Origin of the sequence: Mucilaginibacter sp. OK283, assembly GCF_900110415.1 — a bacterium.
Classification (GTDB): domain Bacteria; phylum Bacteroidota; class Bacteroidia; order Sphingobacteriales; family Sphingobacteriaceae; genus Mucilaginibacter.
Window position 1 is genome coordinate 637,188 of record NZ_FODR01000003.1, and the last position, 22,999, is coordinate 660,186.

Here is a 22,999-nt window from a genome sequence, read left to right on the forward strand (position 1 = left end):
CATTGTTGGATTTGGTAATTTTGTGATATAATTTAGAAAAATGAAAATTGCCATAGCTTCGCCACCAATGCCGGCATCTATTAAAGAGGGACTGCAACAGGCCGAATTTTTGATCCAGGAAGCTGCAAATCAACAGGCCGAGATCATCTGTTTTCCCGAATCCTATCTCCCGGGTTACCCTGCTGAAGAATTTGGGGTAGAAACAAGTTCGCCCGAAAAAATGCGTTTGGCTTTAGAAGAAGTAAGCGCCATGGCGGCGAAAAATTCAATAGCTATTATTATGCCCATGGATTGGTATACCATTGGCGGTGTTTTAAACGTAGCCCATGTAATATCAAAAACAGGCGAAATTTTAGGCTATCAAACCAAAAATCAGTTAGATCCATCTGAAGATAACATCTGGATACCCGGAACGGAGCGCCATATTTTTGACGTAAACGGTGTTAAGTTTGGTATCACCATATGTCATGAAGGTTTCCGCTACCCCGAATCTGTACGATGGGCGGCCCGCAATGATGCTAAAATTGTATTTCATCCGCATTGTACAGGCAGTAATGTGCAGGGAGTCGAGCTTACCGAGTGGGGCAGCAAGGATAATCCCTACTATGAAAAGGCCATTATGCTAAGGGCGATGGAAAATACCATCTATTTTGCCAGTTCGAACTACGCGTTTAAATACCCGGATTCGGCCAGCTGTATAATTGCGCCTGATGGCACATGCATAGCTCACGAAACCTACGGTAAAATCGGTGTGATTATAACCGATATTGATCCTGGTTTAGCTACAGGCCTGCTGGCCAGAAGATTTAAACCTCAACTCTACGTTTAAGAATACTATCTCCCGTTATATAATAGTGCACTATTGCCAATAGTGTTTTTTGGGGCTCTATGACGTTTTGTATGGGTTGTTCGATTTCAATTAGCTTCCACATAACTCTCTTCTTAAGGGCCATCGGCCCGATACATATTGTAGCCACGGGTTTCAACCCGTGGATGATTGGTCAAAGGACAACAAGAGTGCCATCGGCACGGCACATATTGGGGTGTAAATCCAGCTATTTTCAATTTGTTCAAGCGATATATACGCGTTGATAATATGTGCCGAACCTACAGTTGATAATATGTGCCGAACCTACAGTTCTCAATCGTTTTCTTCGTTTTTTTCCATGGGTTAAAACCCGTGGCTACAAGATTGGCCGAGGCTACGCCTCTATTCGTGTTGAAACAAGCCCCGATGTGTCAACAAAATATATCTTTAGAAACTAATCAGCAATAGCGTCTGTATTACCCACACAAACCGTCATAGAACCTTTTTTTTGCCCAAAATGTCTTCTGGTAATTCTACCTAAAAAAGCAAGCATTTATACGCGATGCAAAACAGGTAATAACACGTTCGCGTTTGCGTGAATCTCCTGATAGATTTTTTTCGGCGCCTGCCGACTTTAGCCTCTGATTAAACAATAAAGAAATTTTGTTTCAATCAGCTAAAATTTATTTATTAAAAATCTATCCACATGAAAAAAATCTATTTATTACAGTTACTGGCGGTTGTTGTATTGGCAATAACTTCTTGCGGTAAAGACGGAGCAGTAGGCCCTGCCGGGCCTGCCGGTACACAAGGTGCAGCCGGGGCAGTTGGCGCAACAGGTGCCGATGGAACCAAAATTTACTCGGGTACAACAGCCCCGGCTACAACGCTTGGTATCAATGGCGATTTTTACATCAACATCGCAACCAGCGGCTTCTACGGCCCAAAAACAGCTGCCGGCTGGGGTTCGCCTTTTAGTTTAAAGGGTGCTACCGGGGCTACTGGCGCCACCGGCGCTGCCGGTGCCGACGGTTCGACCATTAAAAGCGGCAATGTTGCACCAAGTGCAGCTGTAGGTGCCAATGGCGATTATTACCTGAACACTGCCACCTACTTATTTTATGGGCCAAAAATTGGCGGTACATGGCCAGCCCCAATTAACCTGAAAGGGCCAAAAGGCGATCCCGGTACTGCAAATGTTATTTACTCTGATTGGTTTACACCGTCATCGTATGTGAAAACAACCGTTTTTAGTACAAGCACGTTTACTTTCGACGTAGCCGAACCCAAAATAACACAGGATATATTAGATAAAGGCGTTGTTGTGGTTTATGGCAAATTAAATGGCTACAACCCGGTAATTTGGCCAACAGACCAGGTGGCTCCATTGCCCATCGTAATTAACTACTTAAGCGGTACCACTCCCGAAATTGATACCTGGTCGGGCCTTTATAGCCTCGGGAATGTACAAATCAGCATGAAAAACAATAACAATGTGTACTCTAATATTTCAAATGCCCATAGCTACAGGTACGTAATTATACCGGGCGGGGTACACATAGCTGCTGTTAAACTTAAAAATTATAATGAATTGAAAGCGGCGTTGCATATTCAGGATTAAATCATCCCTGTTTATCAGCTTTTTAAACCACTGTATGAAGATGCTTATCTTTCATATGGTGGTTTTTGTTCAATTAGGTCATTTATATTATCCCGGTGATACACGATTTATAAATCCTGATAATCCGTTCGCCAATAGCTTTGGTATCTGTAGTTGCTGGTAGGGAAGACTTAATGATAATATCGTTATCTGCAATTGTTTCACCCTCAATATTTATGAAAATATTACCGGCGTTTATGCCATCGATCCCTATTTTAAAATAGAGCGTTTCAAAGGCTTTAACCGTTTTTAGCTTGCTGTGAATAAAAGCAGGCCATTCCTTAAGTTTTTGGTCGCGAAGATTTTTGTCTTGTACCTTAAAAAGATGGAAGTTTTTTATCACTTCGTCTCCTAAAATCGTTGCATCAGTTGGGAACTTCAATACAGAACATTTTTCCTGTTCGTAGTAAATTCCCGCGTTGTTTTTATACAGTGGCGCAATAATAATTTTTTTCTCCTGTTCAGAAATGTATAACGAAACGCGCTTTACGTGACCGTTATTGACAGATTTTTTGTTGAAAAAGGCTAACATCCAATAAAATTAACAAAAAAAGCCACCCTTTCGGGCAGCTCTTCTTTCAAAATATAACATAAAACTTACTTGATCACAATTTCATAGGGCAGCCTGGCCTGCGGGCTGCGCATTATTTGGGTAAGGCCTTTTATTTGTTCGTACACGCGGTAATTATCACCTAATTCTGATTTTAGCATTTTAGTTTTCATCTGGCCGGTTACATCACTATCCAGCTGTTTAAAAAAGCTTTTTTGCTCGGGGTAGCTTACCAGGTTATAGTTTTTAAGTTTGGCCTTTTTAGCAGCCGAAGCAATAGCATCATTAATATTGCCTAAGCGGTCAACCAATCCAATTTTTATAGCCTGTGCGCCGGTCCAAACGCGGCCCTGCCCAATGCTGTTGATGTAGGCTTGTGTTTTGCCGCGGCCTGCTGCTACTGCTTTGGTAAAATCGTCATAACCATGGTTCACGTTGTTTTGCAGTATTGCCCTTTCTTCTGGAGTTAATGGCCGGCTCACGTCGCCCAGGTCGGCATATTTTCCGGTTTTTACACCGTCAAAAGTAACGCCCAGCTTGTCGTTAAACAGCTTTTGCATGTTAGGCAACACGGCAAAAATACCTATTGAGCCGGTTATGGTATTAGGTTCGGCAAATATCGAATCGGCAGCGCAACTGATATAGTAGCCACCCGAGGCGGCATAGTCGCCCATCGAAACAATAATAGGTTTTACTTTTTTGGTAAGCGCAACTTCGCGCCATATCACATCAGATGCTAACGAGCTGCCGCCGGGTGAGTTAACCCGTAATACAACAGCCTTTACTTTATTATCTAAACGTACTTTACGGATTGCTTTTGAGATTCTTTCAGATCCGATGCTGTTATCATCGCCCTGGCCGCCGGTGATATCACCGCTGGCATAAACAATAGCTATGCGGTTTTTTGACGAATTATCGTCATCTGTATTACCATCGGTTTTGCTTTTGGTATATTCGTCAAGATCAACGCTGGCAATATCTTCTTTTTTGCCCTTACCGGTACGTTTTCTAAGCTCGTCTAAAAGTTCGTCCTTATATTTTAAACCATCTATCAGCTTCAGTTTCAATGCGTCTTCGGGGAATTGAATGCGGCCATTATTTGCATAATTAAACAACGAATCTTTATTAATGCCACGGCTTTTGCTGATGCCGGTTAAAAAATGATTGTATAACGATCCCAAATAGGAGGTAACCTGCAAACGGTTAGGCTCGCTCATTTTGGTGAGGAATAAAGGCTCAACTGCACTTTTGTAGGTGCCTACTTTAATAATTTGTACCTCGATGCCCAGTTTATCAAGCGCGCCTTTCAGGAAAGTAACTTGCTGGCTAAAACCGGTAAACTCAAAAATGCCTTTGGGGTTCATGTATACTTTATCGGCAACCGATGCCAGGTAGTAAAAGCCCTGGGTGTAAATTTCTGAATAGGCAATAACAAACTTACCCGATTTTTTAAAGTTGATTAACGCGTTACGGATTTCTTCGGTGGTGGCCTGGCCCGATGTCATATAGCTTTCGTCTAAAAAGATACCTTTGATGTTGGGGTCGGTTTTTGCTTTTTTAATGTTGGCCAAAATATCATTTAAGCCGGTTGATTTATCGCTGTTTAATCCCAAAAAGCTTAACCCGGCAAGCGGGTTATTTGGTGTACGCTCGGTTATTGGTGTGGTAAACGCCATGTGCAATACCGAGTTGGGTTCAACTTCTACCTCTTTTTCGCTGCTGGCGGCAACTATTATACCTACAATCACAAAAGCCAGTACCACTGTTGTTAATACTACCCCCAGCATGGTGGCAAAAACGAATTTGAAGAATTGTTTCATTAATGTTATAAATCTGTTTAACTATGCAAACTTAGTAATTCAATACCGTATAGTGGTAAGAGCCTGTTCTATAATATTTGTTACAACATGATTGATGTTTTTTTACTTTTGGGCAGCAACCTTGGCAATAGAAAATTGCTGCTGAATGAGGCAATTGAGCGCATTGAAGCTGCTGTAGCGCCGGTATTACAGGCTTCATCAGTTTATGAAACACAATCATGGGGCAAAACAGATGCTCCCGATTATTTGAACCAGGTGCTGCTGCTGCAAACTGATTTAACAGCGCGGGAAGTGCTCGGGAAAATATTGGCAATTGAGCTGTTAATGGGACGCAGGCGCGAAGAAAAATGGGGCTCGCGGACGATTGATATTGATATTTTGTTTTACGGCGATGCTATTATTGATGAGCCCGATTTGAAAATACCACACCCCGAAATGCATAAACGGAGGTTTACCTTAGCGCCTTTGGCCGAACTGGTGCCTGAATTTGAACACCCCCTAATAAAAAAAAATATTTTGCAGCTAAAAAATGAACTTATTGATGACTTGGTCGTAAAAAAAGTATAATTTTGAATATTCATAAATCTTTATATGTCAGATATTTCACCCGAACAAGACTTTGATCTTTCTTTCCTATATGAAATTGCCGATGGCAGCGATGAATTTATTGTGGAATCAATTGGTATGTTTCTGGAGCAAACACCTCAATTATTGGGTATGATAACTGTTGCCCTTGAATCGGGCGACTGGGCTGAAGCCGGTAAAGCATCGCATAAATTGAAACCCAATCTTGGCTTTTTTGGTATGCCGATAAGCCAGGCTACTATCCAGGAAGTTGAATTGGCTTGTAAAGCAGGCGGCCAAAACCCGGCAGAAATTTTTGCCAAATTTAACCAGGTAAAAGCAACTGTTAATGCTAATTTGATTACCCTGCAGCAAATTAAAGCCGAAAAAGAAGCCAGTCTTTAAGGAGGTAAAAGGTTAAAGGCGAAAGGTAAAAGGTTTTTTGCTTAAAATATAAAAGAGGCCATCCTTAAAAGGGTGGCCTCTTTGCATTCTATGTCCTTATAAATTGAACAAAAAAAGAGGCTACCTCTCTGTGAGATAGCCTCTTTTTATATTTTAGAGTGTTAAAGCCTTTCGCCTTTTATAGAGTTGTTAAAACCTTTCGCCTTTAACCTTTTTCCTTTCACCTTTTCCGTCAAAAACTAAACTTCTACTACCTTAAAAGTATAGCTTTCCATAATAAGGTTGGCCAATAAGTTTTTGCAGGCTTCGTCTACTTTGCTGTGTGCTGTTTCGGCGCTGTCGGCTTCAAGTTCAAGGGTGATATGCTTGCCAATACGTACGTTTTGAATTTCGGCTAAACCGAGGTTTTTCATGCTTCCTGTTACTGCTTTTCCTTGCGGGTCAAGAATTTCTTTTTTGGGCATTACGTCAATTTCAGCCTGGAACTTTGTCATTAGTTATTTTAGTTTGAATTAAAGATAAGGTGATGTACATAAATATAACCACCGGAACTGCCACAAATTTAAAAAATAGAATCAGTATTGCCGAAAACATGAGCAGTAAATAACGGAAAATGTTTTTATTGAAGTCGCGGTTCTTGAATTTAAGCGACATCAGCGGCAATTCGGACACCAGCAGGGTACACATGATAACTATCAGTACAGTTAACGTATACGGATTTAGGATAAAGCGGGCCAAAACCTCGTACTGGTCAATAATTAATGGCAACGATGCTATAAATATAGCATTGGCAGGTGTTGGCAAACCAATAAAGCTATCTGATTGACGGGTATCATTATTGAATTTGGCCAGGCGCAAAGCCGAAAACACAGTTATTAAAAACGCAACGTAACACAAATAGTCGCTTACGTGATTAATTTGCGGAGCCTTTAAAAACAGCTCATACAATATAGCCGACGGCAAAAAGCCAAAGCTTACCATATCGGCCAATGAATCCAGGTCTTTACCTATAAACGAGTAGGAGTTAAGTACCCTGGATGCAAAGCCATCAAAAAAATCAAAAATGGCGGCAAGAAAAATAGCGTAGGAAGCAATTAATAAATTACCCTGAAAGGCAAACACTATCCCTATACAGCCGCTAAACAGGTTGGCGCAGGTTATGGTATTGGGCAGGTGTTTTCTAACGCGTCTCTTCATTTTGTGTTACGAAGTTATCAGGATTTTATTAAGTAATAATGAAGTTACAAATAATATTTACATTAAATATAACTTCATTACCACTAAAATATTACGAATTCATCGAAATCAGGAATTCTTCGTTTGTTTTGGTACCCCTTATTTGTGCCTGTAAAAACTCCATTGATTCTTGCGAGTTCATGTCGGCCAGGTGGTTACGCAATATCCAGATGCGTTGCAGTGTTTCGCGATCAAGCAACAGATCGTCGCGGCGGGTACTTGATGCAGTGATGTCTATAGCAGGGAAAATACGTTTGTTTGAAAGTTTACGATCCAACTGTAACTCCATGTTACCGGTACCTTTAAACTCTTCAAAAATAACCTCATCCATTTTTGATCCGGTTTCTGTAAGTGCAGTAGCGATGATGGTTAATGAACCGCCATCTTCAATATTACGGGCCGCGCCAAAAAAGCGTTTTGGTTTGTGTAATGCGTTGGCATCAACACCACCCGATAGTATTTTACCGGATGCCGGTGCTACAGTGTTATAAGCACGGGCCAGGCGGGTAATTGAATCTAAAAGGATTACCACATCATGACCACATTCTACCATACGCTTTGCTTTCTCCAAAACAATATTGGCAATTTTCACGTGGCGCTCGGCAGGCTCATCAAATGTTGATGATACCACCTCGGCGCGTACGCTGCGGGCCATATCGGTTACCTCTTCGGGGCGCTCGTCAATCAGTAAAATAATCAGGTAAACTTCGGGGTGGTTACGGGCAATAGCATTGGCCACATCCTTTAATAACATGGTTTTACCTGTTTTAGGCTGCGCCACGATTAACCCACGCTGACCTTTACCGATAGGCGAGAACAAATCCATAATACGGGTTGAATAATTACCCGGATCGGTAAACAAACTCAGTTTCTCGGATGGGAAAAGCGGTGTTAAGTGATCAAAAGGAACGCGGTCACGAACTTCGGCAGGTATACGGCCGTTAATAGCTTCAACACGTACCAAAGGAAAGTATTTTTCGCCTTCTTTTGGTGGACGGATGCTACCGCGAACGGTATCACCTGTTTTTAAGCCGAAAAGTTTTATTTGCGATTGTGATACGTAAATATCATCGGGAGAAGTAAGGTAGTTATAATCAGACGATCTTAAAAAGCCATAACCATCGGGCATAATTTCCAATACACCTTCGTTTACAATAACATTGTCAAAATCAAGGTTTATTGGTGGCTCCTGGGCTTTTTGCTGGTTAGGGTTGCCATTTGGCTGGCGCCTGTCAAATTTTTGCGGGCGGCCTTCGGCCACAACGGCTTCGGGTTTTGGTGCCGATTCTCCGGGTTGGTTATCAGGGGTTTCGCCTGTTACGGGCGCCGGCAGGGTTGTATCATTAACAGCATCTGCGTTGTTTTGATCGTCCTCTTCCTGGTCAAACAGGTTGGTATCGTCCAAAGGCACTTCAACACGGGGCTGCGTTTTTGGTTTTAACACGCGGGTACGTTTGCGTGTTTTTTCACCGGCTTCTTCGGCTACAGGCTCGGCTGTAATTGGTGCATAATTTTGTTCAACAATGTTCTGTTGTACCCTTGCGGCCTCAATTAATTGTTGTTGTTCAATAATACGTGCAATTAGCTGAGCTTTACGTAGTTCGTCGGCCTCAGCAATACCTAAATTTTTTGCAATTTCGCGCAACTCTGAAACGAGTTTGTCGTTCAATTCGATTTTATCAGACATGATATGAATTATAGTTCAAAGGGATTTTTAATATCGTAAATAGTTTTCAAATGGTTATAAAACTTCCATGTGCATTTTGGCTTATACGTTGTTACACACGGGGTGTTATAGTAAGAAATTGATCTTGAAGCATTGATTAAATAAACATCCAAACCCACTCAAAACATTAGTTAATAAATATTGTGGGGTTTTAAATTGTTTCTTTGGTGCAAGAAAAAATTCAAAGGAAAACGATGCAATTGTAAACAATTATTTCTTAATATCAAATTAATTAAATAAATATCTCCACTGGTATAACGTTTAAGCTAAATTTTTAGTTTTTTTGCCATCCGAATATTTAACCCCTCCCTATGATATCGCGCAGGCAGCTAATAGACCAGATCAAGCAAAAAAAATCCTTTTTATGTGTAGGCCTTGATACCGACATTGATAAGATACCCGAATTTTTAAAGGAATATCCCGATCCCATCCTTGAGTTTAATAAACGCATTATTGACGCCACTAAAGACCTTTGCATATCCTACAAACCCAATGCCGCTTTTTACGAGGCGCGGGGTATAAAAGGCCTGCAAAGCCTGATAGATACCTGGAAATACCTGCCAACAGATACCTTAAATATAATAGATGCTAAAAGGGGCGATATCGGTAACACATCTGATAAATACGCTACCGCTTTTTTTAATGAAGATGCATCGGGCATGAGCTTTGATGCTATCACCATAACCCCCTATATGGGGAATGACAGTGTTACGCCTTACCTTAAATATGATGGTAAATGGATTATTATCCTGGCGCTCACGTCATCAGTAGGCAGTAAGGATTTTCAGTACCTGGAAACCGGCGACGGTTATTTGTACGAAACCGTAATCCAAAAAGCCAATACCTGGGCAGGGGCTGATAGGATCATGTATGTGGTAGGTGCCACCAAAAGCACCGAATTTACCAATATCCGCAAATACGCGCCAGATAACTTTCTGCTGGTTCCCGGAGTTGGCGCGCAGGGAGGCAGCCTGGAAGAAGTTTGCAAATACGGCATTACCAAAGATTGCGGCCTGATTGTAAATGCGTCCCGCTCCATCATCTATGCGGGCAACGATGAAAACTTTGCCGAAGCCGCCCGCGCCGAAGCATTACGCATGCAGCAGCAAATGGAGGTGGAATTGGAGAAGGCGGGGGTTATTTAGATAGTATCAAGTAGTTAGTATCAAGTAGCAAGATTTTTAAGTGAATGGTTAGTGGTTGATCAGGTTAAGCTTCGGGTAAATAAAAGGGCATTGGTTCGGCTTCTTTTTCATGTTTATTGCCGAAGTTGATTTTTGATAACACGGTTTCGAGGGCCGGCAGCGTATTGTTGAGGTGTTTTGTTTTGATGAGGAAATTCCACACCGGTTCAAATTTTTTCCAGCCGCCGGCATAAAAAAAGTGTTTGAGCTTGTGCGTATGCGATTGGTGCCGAATGCTGGCCTTGAAGATGTTATTCCACTTATAAAATTCTTTATAGGCCCACCAATAGCCATCTTCCAGCTCTTGCGCGCTTAGCCCAATAGTTTGGTAAACCACTTTTCTGGTATCATACAAATCCCAGTTTTTGGTAATTATCCTTCCCTGTCTTTCCATGCTTTTAAACAATTCGGTACCCGGGTAAGGGGTTAACACATGATAGGTTGATGTAGTAATAGAATGTTTTACGCCCCAATCAACCGTTCGCTTGAAAACATCTTTGTCATCATCATCCAACCCAAAAACAAAACTGCCATTTATCATGATGCCAAGGCTGTGGAGCCTGTTTACGGCTTTTACATAATCTTTTTCGAGGTTTTGCTTTTTATTACTTTGTTTAAGGTTTTGCGGCGAAAATGTTTCGAAACCTACAAATAAACTCCTTAACCCGGCTTCGGCAGCCTTTTCAACAAGGTTTCCCCTTAATATCGAATCTACAGTTGCGGCCCCCTGGAAAACGCGGTTCATGCCCTTCATCCCCTCAAAAAGGGCTCCCGAAAACTTGGTGTTTCCTAATAAGTGATCGTCTAAAAAATATAAATGCCTGCCGGGCAGCCTGTCAATTTCGGCAAGGGCATCGTCAACCTCCTGGGTGTAAAAAGTACGGCCTCCTTCAAAAAAAGCATCCTTATAACAAAAGCTGCAATGATGCGGGCAGCCCCTGGTAACTACAATAGAGTTGGGTACAAGGTACAAGTGCCTTTTGATGAGGTCCCGGCGGATGGGCGGAACCTTTTCTAAGGTGCGGATGGTTGAATTATATATTTTTTGAGGACAGCGATTTTTAAAATCCAACAAAAACTTGGGGAATGTATCTTCTCCAGGGCCTGTAAAAATACTGTCGGCATGCGGTGCGGCTTCAAACGGCAGCGAGGTAACGTGCAGGCCGCCAAGAATAACGTAAGCTCCTTTTGCGCGGTAATGGTCGGCAATTTTGTAGGCGCGGTAAGCATTGGTGATGTACACCTGTATAACCACCAGGTCGGGGTTATCATCTAAATTAAGTTTCTCTACATGTTGATCCTGCAAATCTATTTCATCATCGGGGGATAGGTATGCAGCCAGCGTGGCCAAACCTAAAGGAGGAAACAGGGAATATTTTATCGGCCTCCAAAACGGACTTTCGGCTTCGGTTAAGGCTGGAAGGATCATTTTAACTTTCATAGATAGTGAAACAAAAGTACTTTGATATACAAAGTAAATGAATTGAATTTAATTAAACAAACAATCTGTGTTATAAATTTGGTGTGCAGCCTAAATTGCACGATACATCAATTTAGTGTTAACAATGTTAAAATATAATATATTGATTATTAAATAATTACAAATATTTTATCTGAAATGTGTTAAGTTATGTTAACCCAATTAGATACGTTTGTCTTGTCTTGATTCTTGCCTCTTGATTCTTCTTATCGCAAAAATTCCTAACTTACCGCCTCGTAAGTTGACGCTATGAAAAAAACACTACTCTCGCTTTTTGCGCTATCCTGTGCGTTGTATGCTACTGCTCAAACAAAACCATTTAAACCAGCCGATTTTTATAAAATTCCTACAGTAAGTGACCCGCAGCTTTCGCCCGATGGCAAGTGGGTGGCCTATAGCGTATCTGAAGTTGATACGGCAAAGGATAAACGGGTATCGCACCTGTGGATGCAAAGCTGGGACGGTAAGGAATCAATAGAGTTAACGCATGGCGACGAAGCAGCTTCGGCGCCGCGATGGTCGCCGGATGGTAAGTATTTGTCGTTTGTCTCGTCCCGCGATTCAAAAAAGGGCGGTCAGATTTGGCTGATGGACAGGCGCGGAGGCGAAGGCGTGAAGCTGACAGACATTAAAGGCGATGTAGGCGAATATGCCTGGTCGCCGGATGGTAAAAAACTGGTAATTGTTATTGGCGACCCTGAAAATAAAGGTAAAGAAGAGCCCAAAACGCCTAAACCCATTGTTATCGACCGTTATCATTTTAAACAGGATATAGAAGGCTACCTGCAGCACCTGCACAAGCATTTGTACCTGTTTGATGTTGCAGCAAAAAAGCTTGATACCTTAACCAAGGGAGATAAGGATGAAAGCTCGCCGGTATGGTCGCCGGATGGTAAAACGATAGCTTTTGTGAGCAACCGCAGTGCCGACCCCGATAAAAATGAGAATACAGATATTTTTACCATTGATGCCCGGCCGAATGCCAGTATGCTCCAGATTACTTCGTGGAAAGGCCCAGATACAAACCCGCAGTGGAGCCCTGACGGGAAACTAATAGCCTTTTTGCGCTCTACCAGTGATGCTGATTATATGATGTACGATCAAAATATGTTGTGCACCATGGATGTGGTTGGCTCCAATAAAAAGATACTAACACAGCAGCTTGATAGGCCAGTGACCGACCTGGCCTGGGCAAAAGACAGTAAAAATATCTCGTTTTTAGTTGTTGACGACCGTGAACGCTATGTGGCCAGCGTGAACATAAACAATGGTAAAATAAGTACGGTTAATAAAGGCGCCTACAGCATTGCGGATATAGCTACCAGCATAAGTGGCAACTGGGTTGTTCAAAAAACCGATCCTTATACCCCTGCCGAGTTATTCGCATTGGAAGGGGGGAAACTGCGCCGCTTAACCTTCCATCAGCAGGCATGGTTATCCAATGTTAAACTGGCCCATGTAGAAGGTTTTGAATCTGCCAGTGCAGATGGTACTTTGGTTAATGGTATTGTTTTAACGCCCGATAGTAATGCCAAAAAGTTACCTTTTATTTTATTTATACACGGCGGCCCCGTTGGGCAGGATGAATATGCCTTTGATGCTGTACGGCAGGTTTTGGCCTGCGCGGGTTATGCCGTTGCCGGTGTAAATTATAGGGGTAGCAACGGCCGTGGCCTTGACTATTGCAAAGCCATTTATGCCGACTGGGGCAACAAAGAAGTAAAAGACCTGCTGGGCGCGGTAGATAAACTGGAAAAATTAGGTATTGCCGATCCCGACCATTTAGGCATAGGCGGATGGAGCTACGGCGGCATCCTTACCGATTATACCATCGTATCTGATACCCGCTTTAAAGCTGCGGCCAGCGGCGCCGGCAGTGCCTTGCAATTAGCAGTTTATGGCAGCGATCAGTATGTTTTACAATATGAAAACGAAATTGGTGTGCCCTGGAAAAATGCCGATAAGTGGATTGCCTTATCGTACCCATTTTTTCATGCTGATAAAATCAAAACTCCTGTATTATATATGTCCGGTTTGAAGGACTTCAATGTACCAACAATCGGCAGCGAACAGATGTACCAGGCTCTGCGGTCGCAAGGGATACCTACGGAGTTAATACTTTATCCAAACTCGTTCCATGGCATCACCAAGCCAAGCTACCAGGTTGACAGGCTGCGGCGGTATGTGGATTGGTATGATAAGTATTTGAAGAAGTAAATGTCATTTATACATTGGGTAATTTGCTAAAACTATTGATTCTTGTTCCATTGCTATGAATAAAAATGTACTAATGTTTGTCGCCATATTTGCTTTTACAGGCATCGCGGCACAAACGGCAAAGCGCCCTTTAAAACCGTCTGACGTAAATAATATTCCCACACTTGCCGATCCGCAATTATCGCCCGATGGTAAGTGGCTAGCTTATAGCGTTTCGGACGTGGATACGGCAAAGGATAATCGGGTATCGCATTTGTGGATGCAAAGTGTTGACGGCAAGCAGTCTATTCAACTCACTTATGGTGCCGAACCGGCTTCTTCACCAAAATGGACGCCGGATGGTAAATTTTTGTCATTTGTATCAGCGCGCGAATCAAAAAACGGCGGACAGATTTGGCTGATGGACCGCAGGGGAGGTGAGGGGCATAAACTAACAGACCTAAAAAAGGGCAGCCTGGAAGATTATGCATGGTCGCCGGATAGTAAAAAGCTGGCACTGGTAATTAAAGATCCTGAGTATGATGGTAAGGAACCAAAAACAATACCGCCTGTAAAGATTGACCGCTACCATTTTAAACAGGACATTGATGGGTACCTGCAACACCGGCACACGCATTTGTACCTGTATGATATTGAAAGCAAAAAGCTGGATAGATTGACTACTGGCTACAGGGACGATCAATCGCCGGTGTGGAGCCCGGATGGCAAATACATCGCTTTTGTAAGCAACCATACGAATGATCCCGATAGGAACGAAAATTCGGATATTTTTACTGTTGAAGCCAAAGATGATGGAGAGATTAAGCAGCTTACTACTTTTACCGGCCACGATATTCAGCCGCTTTGGAGCCCGGATGGTAAGCACATTGCCTACCTGCGATCGACGAGTGATGCCGACTATTATATTTACCAGCATGATTTGTTGTGCATGATGGATGCCGACGGCAAAAATAACCGGGTACTTACCGAGGCACTGGACAGGCCAGTAAGTAATGTAGCCTGGAGTCGCGATAGCAAAAATATTGGTTACCTGGTTAGCAACGACCGTACCAGGTTTGTGGCTCAATACAACTTGTTGCTCCGTAAATCAACTACAGTATATAAAGGCACCGAGTGCAGTTTTGAAAACGTTATTGGCGCAGCGCCTGGCGTGTGGATTGCTAAAATGACTACTCCCTATATGCCTCATGAACTTGTTGCTATCGAAAACGGCAAAATCAGGCGGCTTACCTTTCACCAGGACAAGTGGCTAACTGGGGTAAAACTGGCTCACGTAAAAGGTTTTCAATCTTTTAGTGCCGATGGTACGCTGGTATCGGGAATTTTATATACCCCCGATAGCGTCGTAAATAAAAAGCTGCCATTCATCCTGTATATCCACGGCGGCCCTACTGACCAGGACGAGTTTGAATTTGATATGATCCGTCAAACTTTAGCTTCGGCTGGGTATGCTGTGGCCGCGGTAAACTATCGGGGGAGCACAGGCCGCGGATTGGAATTTACCAAAGCCATTTATGCCGATTGGGGCAATAAAGAAGTTCAGGATTTGTTGGGCGCGGTAGACGAACTGGTGAAGTTTGGCATAGCCGACCGCGACCGGTTAGGTATAGGCGGCTGGAGCTATGGTGGTATTTTGACAGATTATACCATTGCAACCGATCCGCGTTTTAAAGCAGCATCGAGCGGGGCGGGCAGCGCTATGCAGCTGGCCATTTACGGCAGCGACCAATGGGTTGTGCAATATGACAATGAATTGGGTGCACCCTGGAAAAACCCGGAAAAATATATCAAGTTATCGTATCCGTTTTTCCATGCAGATAAAATTAAAACGCCTACGCAGTTTATGTCGGGATTGAAGGATTTTAATGTGCCAACCGGTGGTACCGAGCAAATGTACCAGGCGCTTAAATCGCAGGGCGTGCCTGCTCAAATGGTGCTTTACCCCGGCCAGTTTCACGGTATCACCATACCAAGCTACCAGGTAGACAGACTGCAGCGTTATATTGATTGGTATGATAAGTATTTGAAAGGCTCGCCAGCCCCCTGAAGGAGTTTTTTTGAGCCCCGGTATAATTTGATTGATTAATTTTATTTATTTCGGTTTATGTAGAATTGATGAAGATTGCTCTTGCCGACGCAATTGCAACAATACTTTTGCAGAAAAACATATTTTTTATTTAGATGTTTGCATCCAAAAGAATACCGTTTACGATGTTGAGTGAAAAAAATGGTGTAGTTAAAGATTTAAAAGTGCTGCTTGTGGCGGCCTGTTATGTCTTTATAGCTGTTTCGCATGTTTTTTTGCTTCCCAAACTTACTCAACAGGCCGGCCGGCCGCCTTCTGGCCACAATTCTATTTTTAAAAGAAAACTCGATAATTTGACGCTGAACGCTGTGCATTGGAATTTTATTCAGCGCACAGATAAGGTGGTGATTAATGATAAAAAATCGGTGATCGACCTCCTGAAGGCGGTTATCAGCAGTTTTATCCTGCTTTTCTTTGGCCTGCAGATTTGGAGAATGCGACCCGTTTGGCAACCGCTTTCCCGTGTTCTGTTTAGTGATTACCGGTATTCATACCTTTCTTTCTGTTCCTTCCGCATTTGATGTGATGGCCTGTTACGGGCATCCGCCTAAGCTATCCTGCTTTAGGCATTCATTTAAATCTATTTAAATTATTTACCGGTATTAACCAGGTTTGCCATGTAGTGTTTTTACGTGGTTTTCTGTACGGCCCGATTGTACCGGTACATCAAATTCCAGGAAACGTATATGCAACTCATAAAACGAAATGTATTCATACTGACGGGCCTGCTCATCAGCCTGAATACTTTTGCACAACAAAATATAACACCTATTGGCCTTAAAACCCTGCTGAACCAGGTAAATGCCAATGCGCCAACGTTAATTACAGATTCGGCGGCAATAGGTATCCGCCAGGCGCAGGCAGCCGAAACACACAGCAATTGGCTGCCTAATTTAAAGCTTAATTACCAGGCCGATATTGGCACAAATAATAACGTAGCGGGGCCTTATTTTGGCTTCGGCATCATTCCATCCGATTCACGAGGCGTACGCACTACTAACAATACAACCGCAGTATCTGCCAATGTAGGCGTAGCGGCCCTGGATTGGGAAGTATATAATTTTGGCGCTTACGGTGCCCAAAATAAGGTGGCTAATTCCGATATCCGGATGCAACAAAGCCAGTTTGCCAACTCAAAATATCAATTACAGGCTTACACCATTGGCAATTATTTACTGCTGATGAGGTTGCAAAACTTTTTGGATATTCAGTCACGAAACATTCAGCGTAATGTGGAGATCAGACGATCTGTACAATCATTGGCCAAAAGCGGCGTAAGGGCAGGGGTAGATACCAGCATTGCCGAAGCCGAACTATCCAAAGCCAGGTTAAACTATATCGAACTGGCCAACCAGGTAAAACAGGTACAATTACAGCTTTCGGCAGTTAGTGGCTTACCATATCAATCTATTGTGCCAGATACCGCCGCCGAAACCGCGTTGATAGCTCAGCCTGCATCATTACAGTCAATTGATCAGGATACCGTTAACCATCCGCTTATTAACTATTACAGATCGGTGTATCAAAACAGCCTGCAGCGGGAAAATCTGGTTAAAAAAAGCTATAATCCTAAAATTATGTTAGAGGGTGCCGTGTGGGGCAGGGGATCGAGCGTTGATGCTAATGATCATTTTAACAGCCTGTCTACCGGCTGGGGTTTCGACCGCAACAATTATCTTGTGGGTGTGGGTATCAGCTATAATTTGTTCGACCTGCGCCGCAGGCAGCTAAAACTCCGCACCCAAAAGGCCGAAACCAGCTATAACGCTCATAAGCTACAGGAGCAAAAACAACTGCTTGCAGTAAATGCTAACCAGGCCGATGTGGAGTTGGAAACCGCCCGCCAGCGCCTGCAGGAAATTCCGCACCAGTTGAGGGCCGCTAATGACGGATACCGGCAAAAGTTGTCGCTTTATAAAAACGGCCTTACCGATATCATTGAATTAAACGCGGCGCTCAATATCCTTTACCGCGCCGAAACCGATTACGCGCAGGCAAAATACAGTTATTCAAGCGCGTTGTTCCAAAAAGCGGTTACCGATAACCAGGTAAACGCAGTTTTAAACCTTTTAAAATAAGTAAATATGTCAATGGTCACATCCGCACTAAAAAGGCCTATTACCACGGTGGTTATCACCATGAGCCTTTTGCTTTTTGCAGTGCTTAGTGCAATAAAAATACCTATCGATATTTTCCCGCAGTTAAACCTGCCCACCATATATGTAATTGAATCGTACGGCGGCATGTCGCCACAGCAAATGGAGGGCTTTTTCTCCACCCGCCTGCAAGATCAGTTTCTGTATGTAAACGGGATAAAAAGCATCACCAGTAAAAACATCCAAGGTTTAACCCTCATCAAGCTCTCGTTTTATGAAACCACCAACATGGCCGAAGCATCGGCCCAGGTGGCTTTGCAGGTAAACAGGGCAACCGCTTTTTTTCCGCCGGGAGCATTGCCGCCGCAGGTAATCCGGTTTGATGCTTCCTCATTGCCCGTTGGCCAGCTGGTTTTCTCCAGCCCTACACGTAGCTTAAAAGATATTTATGATCTGGCTGCTACCAAAATACGGCCCATGTTTGCAACTATACCAGGGCTTTCGGCGCCGCCGCCATTTGGTGCAAACGCGCGGTCAATTACAGTAAGTGTTGATCCCGATAAGCTGCGCAGTTATAATTTAACGCCAGATGAGGTAGTTGAAGCATTATCTAAATTTAATGTGATGTCGCCATCGGGCAATCTCCGGTTAGATAACACCATGTTTTTAACCACCATGAACTCGCTGATTAAAAGCCCGGATAACTTTGGCGATATACCCGTAAAAACGCAGAATGGAGTACCCATATTTATAAAAGATGTAGCCCGGGTTGCTGATGCTGCGGATGTTACAGTTGATTATGCGCTTATTAATGGCAAGCGTTCGGTTTATATCCCGGTGGTAAAAACAGCCGATGCTTCTACCTGGACGGTAGTACAAACCCTTAAAAGTAAATTGCCCGAAATGCAAAGCCTGCTGCCGGATGACGTAAAGGTGAGCTATGCCTTTGATCAGTCGGTATTTGTGGTTAACGCGGTTAAAAGTTTAATGACCGAGGGTGGGCTGGGCGCCCTGCTTACCGGCTTAATGGTGCTGCTGTTTTTGCGCGATTGGCGAAGCAGCCTTATTGTAGTAATAACCATCCCGGTTTCTATACTGATAGGGGTGTTATTACTGAGCCTGTTTGGGCAAACCATCAACATCATGACATTGAGCGGGTTGGCGCTGGCTATCGGTATCCTTGTAGACCAGGCTACGGTAACCATCGAAAATATCCACCAGCACCTGGAGATGGGTAAATCAAAAAAGCAGGCAATTTATGATGCCTGTGAAGAAATTTCGTTCCCGCTGCTGTTGATATTGTTGTGTATCCTGGCGGTATTCGCGCCATCGTTCATGATGTCGGGCGTGCCTAAAGCGATGTTTTTACCGCTTTCTTTGTCAATAGGTTTGACCATGATCGTATCGTACATACTTGCCCAAACAGGTGTGCCGATATTGAGTAACTGGCTTATTAAAGCCGAACGCTATCAACACTATCACCACGGGGAAGTACACGCCCATGCCGGCGAATCATTGGATGATAGGGAGGAAAAACAAGTCGAAAAACACCTGCAAAACGAGCAGGAGCATCCCGAAAACAACGACCTGTTTGAAAAGGTAAAGCTCTGGCTTATTAATGCCCTTAATAATTCTATGCCCCGAAAGCGGCTTATCGTGTCTGTTTATTTAGGCGTGGTTATCATTTTAGCGGGGTTATGCTTTGTTTTTATTGGTAAGGATATGATGCCAAAAATCAATAACGGGCAGTTTCAGATCAGGATTAAAGAGCCGGACGGCACCCGGTTGGAACGTACCGAGGATGCCTTTAAACAAGTATTGCAGGTTATCAATCAAACGGTAAATAACCATGTAGAAATTACATCGGGCTACGTGGGGCTAATACCCAGCAGTTATGGTACAAGTAACCTATACATTTTTAATACAGGTACCCAGGAAGCCGTATTACAGGTAAACCTTGATGAAAACTACAAGGTGAATATGGACGAATTGAAAGATGCGCTGCGCAAAAACATCCATTATAAACTCCCCGAACTGCAAATAACCTTTGAGCCGATAGATATGACCGAAAAGATCATGAGCCAGGGGGCCTCATCGCCTATTGAAGTACAGGTAGCCGGTAAGGATATGCAGCAAATTGAAGGTTACGCCAATAAGGTAGTAACCAAGCTAAAGAATATCAGTTATTTGCGCGACGTACAAATAGAGCAACCTTTAAAGTTCTCGGTAATAAAGATCACTTTGGATAGGTTAAAAGCGGCTCAGTTAGGGTTGAATATTAAAGATATTGCCCGCTCGGTTACGGCAAGTACATCGTCCAGCCGTTTTACTGATAAAAACTTGTGGCTTGATGAAAAAGGCGCCTATACCTACCAGGTGCAGGTGCAAATTCCCGAGTATGTTATGAACACGATGGATCAGCTTAAGGAGGTGCCGCTGGTAAAAGGGCAAAGCAGCCCGGTTTTAAGCGATATAGCCACATTTACTACAACCTATGTTCCTGGCGAGTATGACAGGGCCGGGCCCAGGCGGTTTTTGACTATCAGCGCCAACATTTATAAAACCGATTTGGGTACTGCCACTACAGATGTGCAAAAAGCGCTGAACTCGATAGGCGCACCGCCAAAAGGGTTGATTGCCAACATGGGAGGAATGTCGACCCTGTTAACAGATACATTGGGCAGTTTACAAAACGGACTAATGCTTGCCATTGTAGTTATCTTTTTATTGTTGGCTGCCAACTATCAGTCTTTTAAAGTATCGCTTGCCGTACTATCAACAGTGCCTGCCGTTATTTTGGGATCGCTGCTGATGTTGCTGCTTACAGGATCGACCTTAAACCTCCAATCATATATGGGGATGATCATGTCGACGGGGGTATCCGTGGCCAATGCCATTTTGATTGTAACGAATGCCGAAAAATTGCGGATTGATTATAAGGATGCTAAAAAAGCGGCTATAACCAGTGCATCTATCCGGTTGCGGCCCATCCTGATGACCAGCCTGGCCATGATAGCAGGTATGATCCCTATGGCTTCGGGCATGGGCGAGGCAGGCGAGCAGTCGGCACCTTTAGGGCGTGCGGTTATTGGTGGTTTGTTTGCATCAACCCTTGCGGCCTTATTCATTTTGCCCCAGGTATTTGTGTGGGTACAGCAAAAAACAGATTTTTTATCGCCTTCGCTAATGCCTGGTGCAACCGACGAACAATCAGCTAAAATAACAGAACCAGAAACCTCCATAGTTTAAAATCATGAAATTTCAATCAATTATATTAATAGCAGCCGTAAGCCTATTTGCTGCATGCGGTGGCAATCAAAAGCCGGTAGATATTTCGGCCCCGGCTGCAAAAAGTAAAGCGGTCACCGAAACAGGTATTGTAACCGAAAAAGCCTTGTCAAGTAACGCCCGCCTGCCCGGCCAGCTTAAGCCTTACAACGAAGTAAATATTTTCCCGAAGGTAAACGGCTTCGTGAAAAATATGTATGTAGATAGGGGTACCATTGTAAAAAAAGGACAATTATTGGTCACCCTTGAGGCACCCGAAATGGAATCGCAGCTACAGGCAGCCAATTCAAGGTATCTGCAAGCACAGGAAAATGCCGTTGCCAGTAAAGAAAAATACCAGCGGTTAAATGAAGCCGCCAAAGAGCCCGGTTCGGTATCGCCGCTCGACCTGGATAACGCGTCGGCCAAAATGAGGGCCGATGAAGCCATGGCAAAATCAGAGCAATCCAACGTGGCATCGGTACGTACCATGCAGGATTATTTGAATATCAGGGCACCGTTTGACGGAATGATTGTTCAGCGTAATGTGTCGCCGGGGGCGCTGGTTTCGCCGGGTAAAGGAACAGACCAGCCAATGTTAATCTTGCAGGATATTAGCAAATTGCGTTTAGAGGTTTTTATCCCCGAAGATTATGTGGATAAGGTAGATTTGACCAGGCCGGTGAATTTTACCTATAATTCTATGCCTGGTACACAGCAAACGGCCAGGATCAGCCGGTCGGCAAATGCGTTGGGCAGTATGCGGTCTGAGGCTATTGAGATAGATGTTCAGAACAAAAACGGCAATCTAAAACCGGGTATGTATGCCGAGGTGCATATCCCGATGTTATCGGGTGCCAAGTCATTACTGGTGCCTAACCAAGCCATCGTCCGGTCGACAGAGCGCGAATATGTGATTGTGGTGAAAGATGGGAAGGCCCAATTACAGGATATTAAAGAAGGGCTTTCCCGGAACGACTCGACCGAAGTATTCGGTAATTTAAAGGCCGGCGATACAATTGTAAAACATGCCAGCGACGAGATGCGGCAAGGTGATGCAATAAATTAATAGTTGATCATTAAACCTTGCCAGGTTTCTAAAACGTCGTAACATTTAAAAAGCCATGCAGAAAATCAACTGCATGGCTTTTGTCCATTAAGGACATCTTTCCCCCTTAAAAGTAGTTATACGTTTATTTTGCCTTCAATCGAATCATCGAAGGTTTTGCCTATAGCCGCGCCGGCCAGCATTTTTACAAAAGCTATGGCATTGCCATGCTTGTTGTCCCAGTAATAGCTTTCGGTAGGTTCAACTTTTATTACCGAGATGCGCGGGTCGTCGATGCCATCGGTGAACCAGACCTTTAGTATTGGTTCCCAAAGCTCTTTAATTTTTTCCTTGTCTTCGCTCACGGTGGCTATACCATAAACATTCAGGAAGTCGGAATGTGCAGATCCCTGGAATAAAAGGTGGACCATAGGGTCTTTCTGCAGATCTTCATTCTTGTGGCTGTCATTGGCACTCAGAAACCAAAGGTTGCCCTCGTCATCCACTTGTTGAACAGACATCGGGCGAACATTTGCCGGGATGCCGGTTTTAATATTGGTTAAAAAGAAGCAGCTTTTAGCGCTATCGACCATGTCTTTTAATTTAGCGATGGCCTCTGGTCCGCCAAGGTCCTGATAATTATCTTCCGGTTGTTGTTGATTAATGCTATCCATTATTTAAAGTTTTTGTTGGTAAATGTTATAGAATAACCAATCAAAATCTTTATTGTGTTAATAAAATTAACTTTTAGGATAAAGTGGTGAGTGGTGAGTGGTGAGTGGTGAGTGGTGAGTGGTGAGTGGTGAGTGGTGAGTGGTGAGTGGTGAGTGGTGAGTGGTGAGTGGTGAGTGG

At 43.5% G+C, this 22,999-nt stretch carries 18 protein-coding genes; 11 read left to right on the plus strand and 7 right to left on the minus strand.

The genetic code is table 11. The annotated features are described in order from the left end of the window. Positions 1-40 precede the first annotated feature (40 nt). Both BMX56_RS10835 and BMX56_RS10845 read left to right on the plus strand, forming a co-directional pair. A complete protein-coding gene (locus tag BMX56_RS10835; RefSeq protein WP_090646038.1) occupies positions 41-829 on the plus strand; it encodes a carbon-nitrogen hydrolase family protein in 789 nt (262 codons plus the stop codon). Between the two features lie 685 nt (positions 830-1,514). After that, positions 1,515-2,429 carry a hypothetical protein gene (locus BMX56_RS10845; RefSeq protein ID WP_090646047.1) on the plus strand — a complete coding sequence of 305 codons (915 nt, stop codon included), beginning with the start codon at positions 1,515-1,517 and terminating at the stop codon, positions 2,427-2,429. Positions 2,430-2,511: 82 nt separating this feature from the next. Here BMX56_RS10845 and BMX56_RS10850 read toward each other — a convergent pair whose 3' ends face one another. After that, complete coding sequence (locus tag BMX56_RS10850; RefSeq protein WP_090646052.1) at positions 2,512-3,000, minus strand: hypothetical protein; 489 nt, start codon at positions 2,998-3,000, stop codon at positions 2,512-2,514. Between the two features lie 65 nt (positions 3,001-3,065). Continuing rightward, the gene (sppA, locus tag BMX56_RS10855; protein ID WP_090646056.1) at positions 3,066-4,838 is read right to left on the minus strand and encodes a signal peptide peptidase SppA; all 1,773 of its coding nucleotides are present in this window, start codon (positions 4,836-4,838) and stop codon (positions 3,066-3,068) included. A gap of 87 nt (positions 4,839-4,925) precedes the next feature. Between sppA and folK the strand changes: the two genes are divergently transcribed. Both folK and BMX56_RS10865 read left to right on the plus strand, forming a co-directional pair. Beyond that, on the plus strand, positions 4,926-5,405 hold the full coding sequence (folK, locus tag BMX56_RS10860; protein ID WP_090646060.1) for a 2-amino-4-hydroxy-6-hydroxymethyldihydropteridine diphosphokinase: 480 nt from the start codon (positions 4,926-4,928) through the stop codon (positions 5,403-5,405). Positions 5,406-5,429: 24 nt separating this feature from the next. After that, positions 5,430-5,807, plus strand: a complete 378-nt coding sequence (locus BMX56_RS10865; RefSeq protein WP_090646064.1) for an Hpt domain-containing protein — start codon at positions 5,430-5,432, stop codon at positions 5,805-5,807. Between the two features lie 239 nt (positions 5,808-6,046). Here the strand turns inward: BMX56_RS10865 and purS are convergent, their stop codons facing one another. From purS to rho, 3 genes are all read right to left on the minus strand, one after another. Continuing rightward, the gene (gene purS / locus BMX56_RS10870) at positions 6,047-6,301 is read right to left on the minus strand and encodes a phosphoribosylformylglycinamidine synthase subunit PurS (protein WP_090646069.1); all 255 of its coding nucleotides are present in this window, start codon (positions 6,299-6,301) and stop codon (positions 6,047-6,049) included. Then, positions 6,282-7,004, minus strand: a complete 723-nt coding sequence (gene pssA, locus BMX56_RS10875) for a CDP-diacylglycerol--serine O-phosphatidyltransferase (RefSeq protein WP_090646075.1) — start codon at positions 7,002-7,004, stop codon at positions 6,282-6,284. Before pssA ends, purS begins: the two co-directional genes overlap by 20 nt. Before the next feature lie 91 nt (positions 7,005-7,095). After that, complete coding sequence (gene rho / locus BMX56_RS10880; protein WP_090646078.1) at positions 7,096-8,730, minus strand: transcription termination factor Rho; 1,635 nt, start codon at positions 8,728-8,730, stop codon at positions 7,096-7,098. Positions 8,731-9,083: 353 nt separating this feature from the next. Here rho and pyrF point away from each other — a divergent pair, with 353 nt between their 5' ends. Continuing rightward, positions 9,084-9,914 carry an orotidine-5'-phosphate decarboxylase gene (pyrF, locus tag BMX56_RS10885; RefSeq protein ID WP_177183775.1) on the plus strand — a complete coding sequence of 277 codons (831 nt, stop codon included), beginning with the start codon at positions 9,084-9,086 and terminating at the stop codon, positions 9,912-9,914. Between the two features lie 64 nt (positions 9,915-9,978). On the opposite strand, the gene BMX56_RS10890 is transcribed toward pyrF, so the two are convergent. Beyond that, positions 9,979-11,394 carry a B12-binding domain-containing radical SAM protein gene (locus tag BMX56_RS10890; protein ID WP_090646087.1) on the minus strand — a complete coding sequence of 472 codons (1,416 nt, stop codon included), beginning with the start codon at positions 11,392-11,394 and terminating at the stop codon, positions 9,979-9,981. Positions 11,395-11,682: 288 nt separating this feature from the next. Here BMX56_RS10890 and BMX56_RS10895 point away from each other — a divergent pair, with 288 nt between their 5' ends. From BMX56_RS10895 to BMX56_RS10920, 6 genes are all read left to right on the plus strand, one after another. Next, entirely contained in the window at positions 11,683-13,650 is a 1,968-nt protein-coding gene (locus tag BMX56_RS10895) for an alpha/beta hydrolase family protein (protein ID WP_090646092.1), read from the plus strand. A gap of 55 nt (positions 13,651-13,705) precedes the next feature. Continuing rightward, positions 13,706-15,697 carry an alpha/beta hydrolase family protein gene (locus BMX56_RS10900; protein WP_090646096.1) on the plus strand — a complete coding sequence of 664 codons (1,992 nt, stop codon included), beginning with the start codon at positions 13,706-13,708 and terminating at the stop codon, positions 15,695-15,697. A 164-nt stretch (positions 15,698-15,861) separates the two neighbouring features. Next, positions 15,862-16,257, plus strand: coding sequence for a hypothetical protein (locus BMX56_RS10905; protein ID WP_090646101.1), 396 nt, complete (start codon positions 15,862-15,864; stop codon positions 16,255-16,257). Between the two features lie 165 nt (positions 16,258-16,422). Continuing rightward, positions 16,423-17,814, plus strand: coding sequence for a TolC family protein (locus BMX56_RS10910; RefSeq protein ID WP_090646105.1), 1,392 nt, complete (start codon positions 16,423-16,425; stop codon positions 17,812-17,814). 12 nt (positions 17,815-17,826) lie between these two features. Next, positions 17,827-21,081: an efflux RND transporter permease subunit gene (locus BMX56_RS10915; protein WP_255369819.1), complete on the plus strand. Its 3,255-nt coding sequence runs from the start codon at positions 17,827-17,829 to the stop codon at positions 21,079-21,081. 4 nt (positions 21,082-21,085) lie between these two features. Further along, complete coding sequence (locus BMX56_RS10920) at positions 21,086-22,168, plus strand: efflux RND transporter periplasmic adaptor subunit (protein ID WP_090646113.1); 1,083 nt, start codon at positions 21,086-21,088, stop codon at positions 22,166-22,168. 116 nt (positions 22,169-22,284) lie between these two features. Here the strand turns inward: BMX56_RS10920 and BMX56_RS10925 are convergent, their stop codons facing one another. Further along, a complete protein-coding gene (locus tag BMX56_RS10925; RefSeq protein WP_090646118.1) occupies positions 22,285-22,821 on the minus strand; it encodes a pyridoxamine 5'-phosphate oxidase family protein in 537 nt (178 codons plus the stop codon). Positions 22,822-22,999 lie beyond the last annotated feature (178 nt).

Bases quoted from the DNA above. Each gene is read 5' to 3' on its own strand.
- BMX56_RS10835 (WP_090646038.1), top strand. From the start codon at position 41: ATGAAAATTGCCATAGCTTCGCCACCAATGCCGGCATCTATTAAAGAG.
- BMX56_RS10845 (WP_090646047.1), top strand. From the start codon at position 1,515: ATGAAAAAAATCTATTTATTACAGTTACTGGCGGTTGTTGTATTGGCA.
- BMX56_RS10850 (WP_090646052.1), bottom strand. From the start codon at position 3,000: ATGTTAGCCTTTTTCAACAAAAAATCTGTCAATAACGGTCACGTAAAG.
- sppA (WP_090646056.1), bottom strand. From the start codon at position 4,838: ATGAAACAATTCTTCAAATTCGTTTTTGCCACCATGCTGGGGGTAGTA.
- folK (WP_090646060.1), top strand. From the start codon at position 4,926: ATGATTGATGTTTTTTTACTTTTGGGCAGCAACCTTGGCAATAGAAAA.
- BMX56_RS10865 (WP_090646064.1), top strand. From the start codon at position 5,430: ATGTCAGATATTTCACCCGAACAAGACTTTGATCTTTCTTTCCTATAT.
- purS (WP_090646069.1), bottom strand. From the start codon at position 6,301: ATGACAAAGTTCCAGGCTGAAATTGACGTAATGCCCAAAAAAGAAATT.
- pssA (WP_090646075.1), bottom strand. From the start codon at position 7,004: ATGAAGAGACGCGTTAGAAAACACCTGCCCAATACCATAACCTGCGCC.
- rho (WP_090646078.1), bottom strand. From the start codon at position 8,730: ATGTCTGATAAAATCGAATTGAACGACAAACTCGTTTCAGAGTTGCGC.
- BMX56_RS10890 (WP_090646087.1), bottom strand. From the start codon at position 11,394: ATGAAAGTTAAAATGATCCTTCCAGCCTTAACCGAAGCCGAAAGTCCG.
- BMX56_RS10895 (WP_090646092.1), top strand. From the start codon at position 11,683: ATGAAAAAAACACTACTCTCGCTTTTTGCGCTATCCTGTGCGTTGTAT.
- BMX56_RS10900 (WP_090646096.1), top strand. From the start codon at position 13,706: ATGAATAAAAATGTACTAATGTTTGTCGCCATATTTGCTTTTACAGGC.
- BMX56_RS10905 (WP_090646101.1), top strand. From the start codon at position 15,862: ATGTTGAGTGAAAAAAATGGTGTAGTTAAAGATTTAAAAGTGCTGCTT.
- BMX56_RS10910 (WP_090646105.1), top strand. From the start codon at position 16,423: ATGCAACTCATAAAACGAAATGTATTCATACTGACGGGCCTGCTCATC.
- BMX56_RS10915 (WP_255369819.1), top strand. From the start codon at position 17,827: ATGGTCACATCCGCACTAAAAAGGCCTATTACCACGGTGGTTATCACC.
- BMX56_RS10920 (WP_090646113.1), top strand. From the start codon at position 21,086: ATGAAATTTCAATCAATTATATTAATAGCAGCCGTAAGCCTATTTGCT.
- BMX56_RS10925 (WP_090646118.1), bottom strand. From the start codon at position 22,821: ATGGATAGCATTAATCAACAACAACCGGAAGATAATTATCAGGACCTT.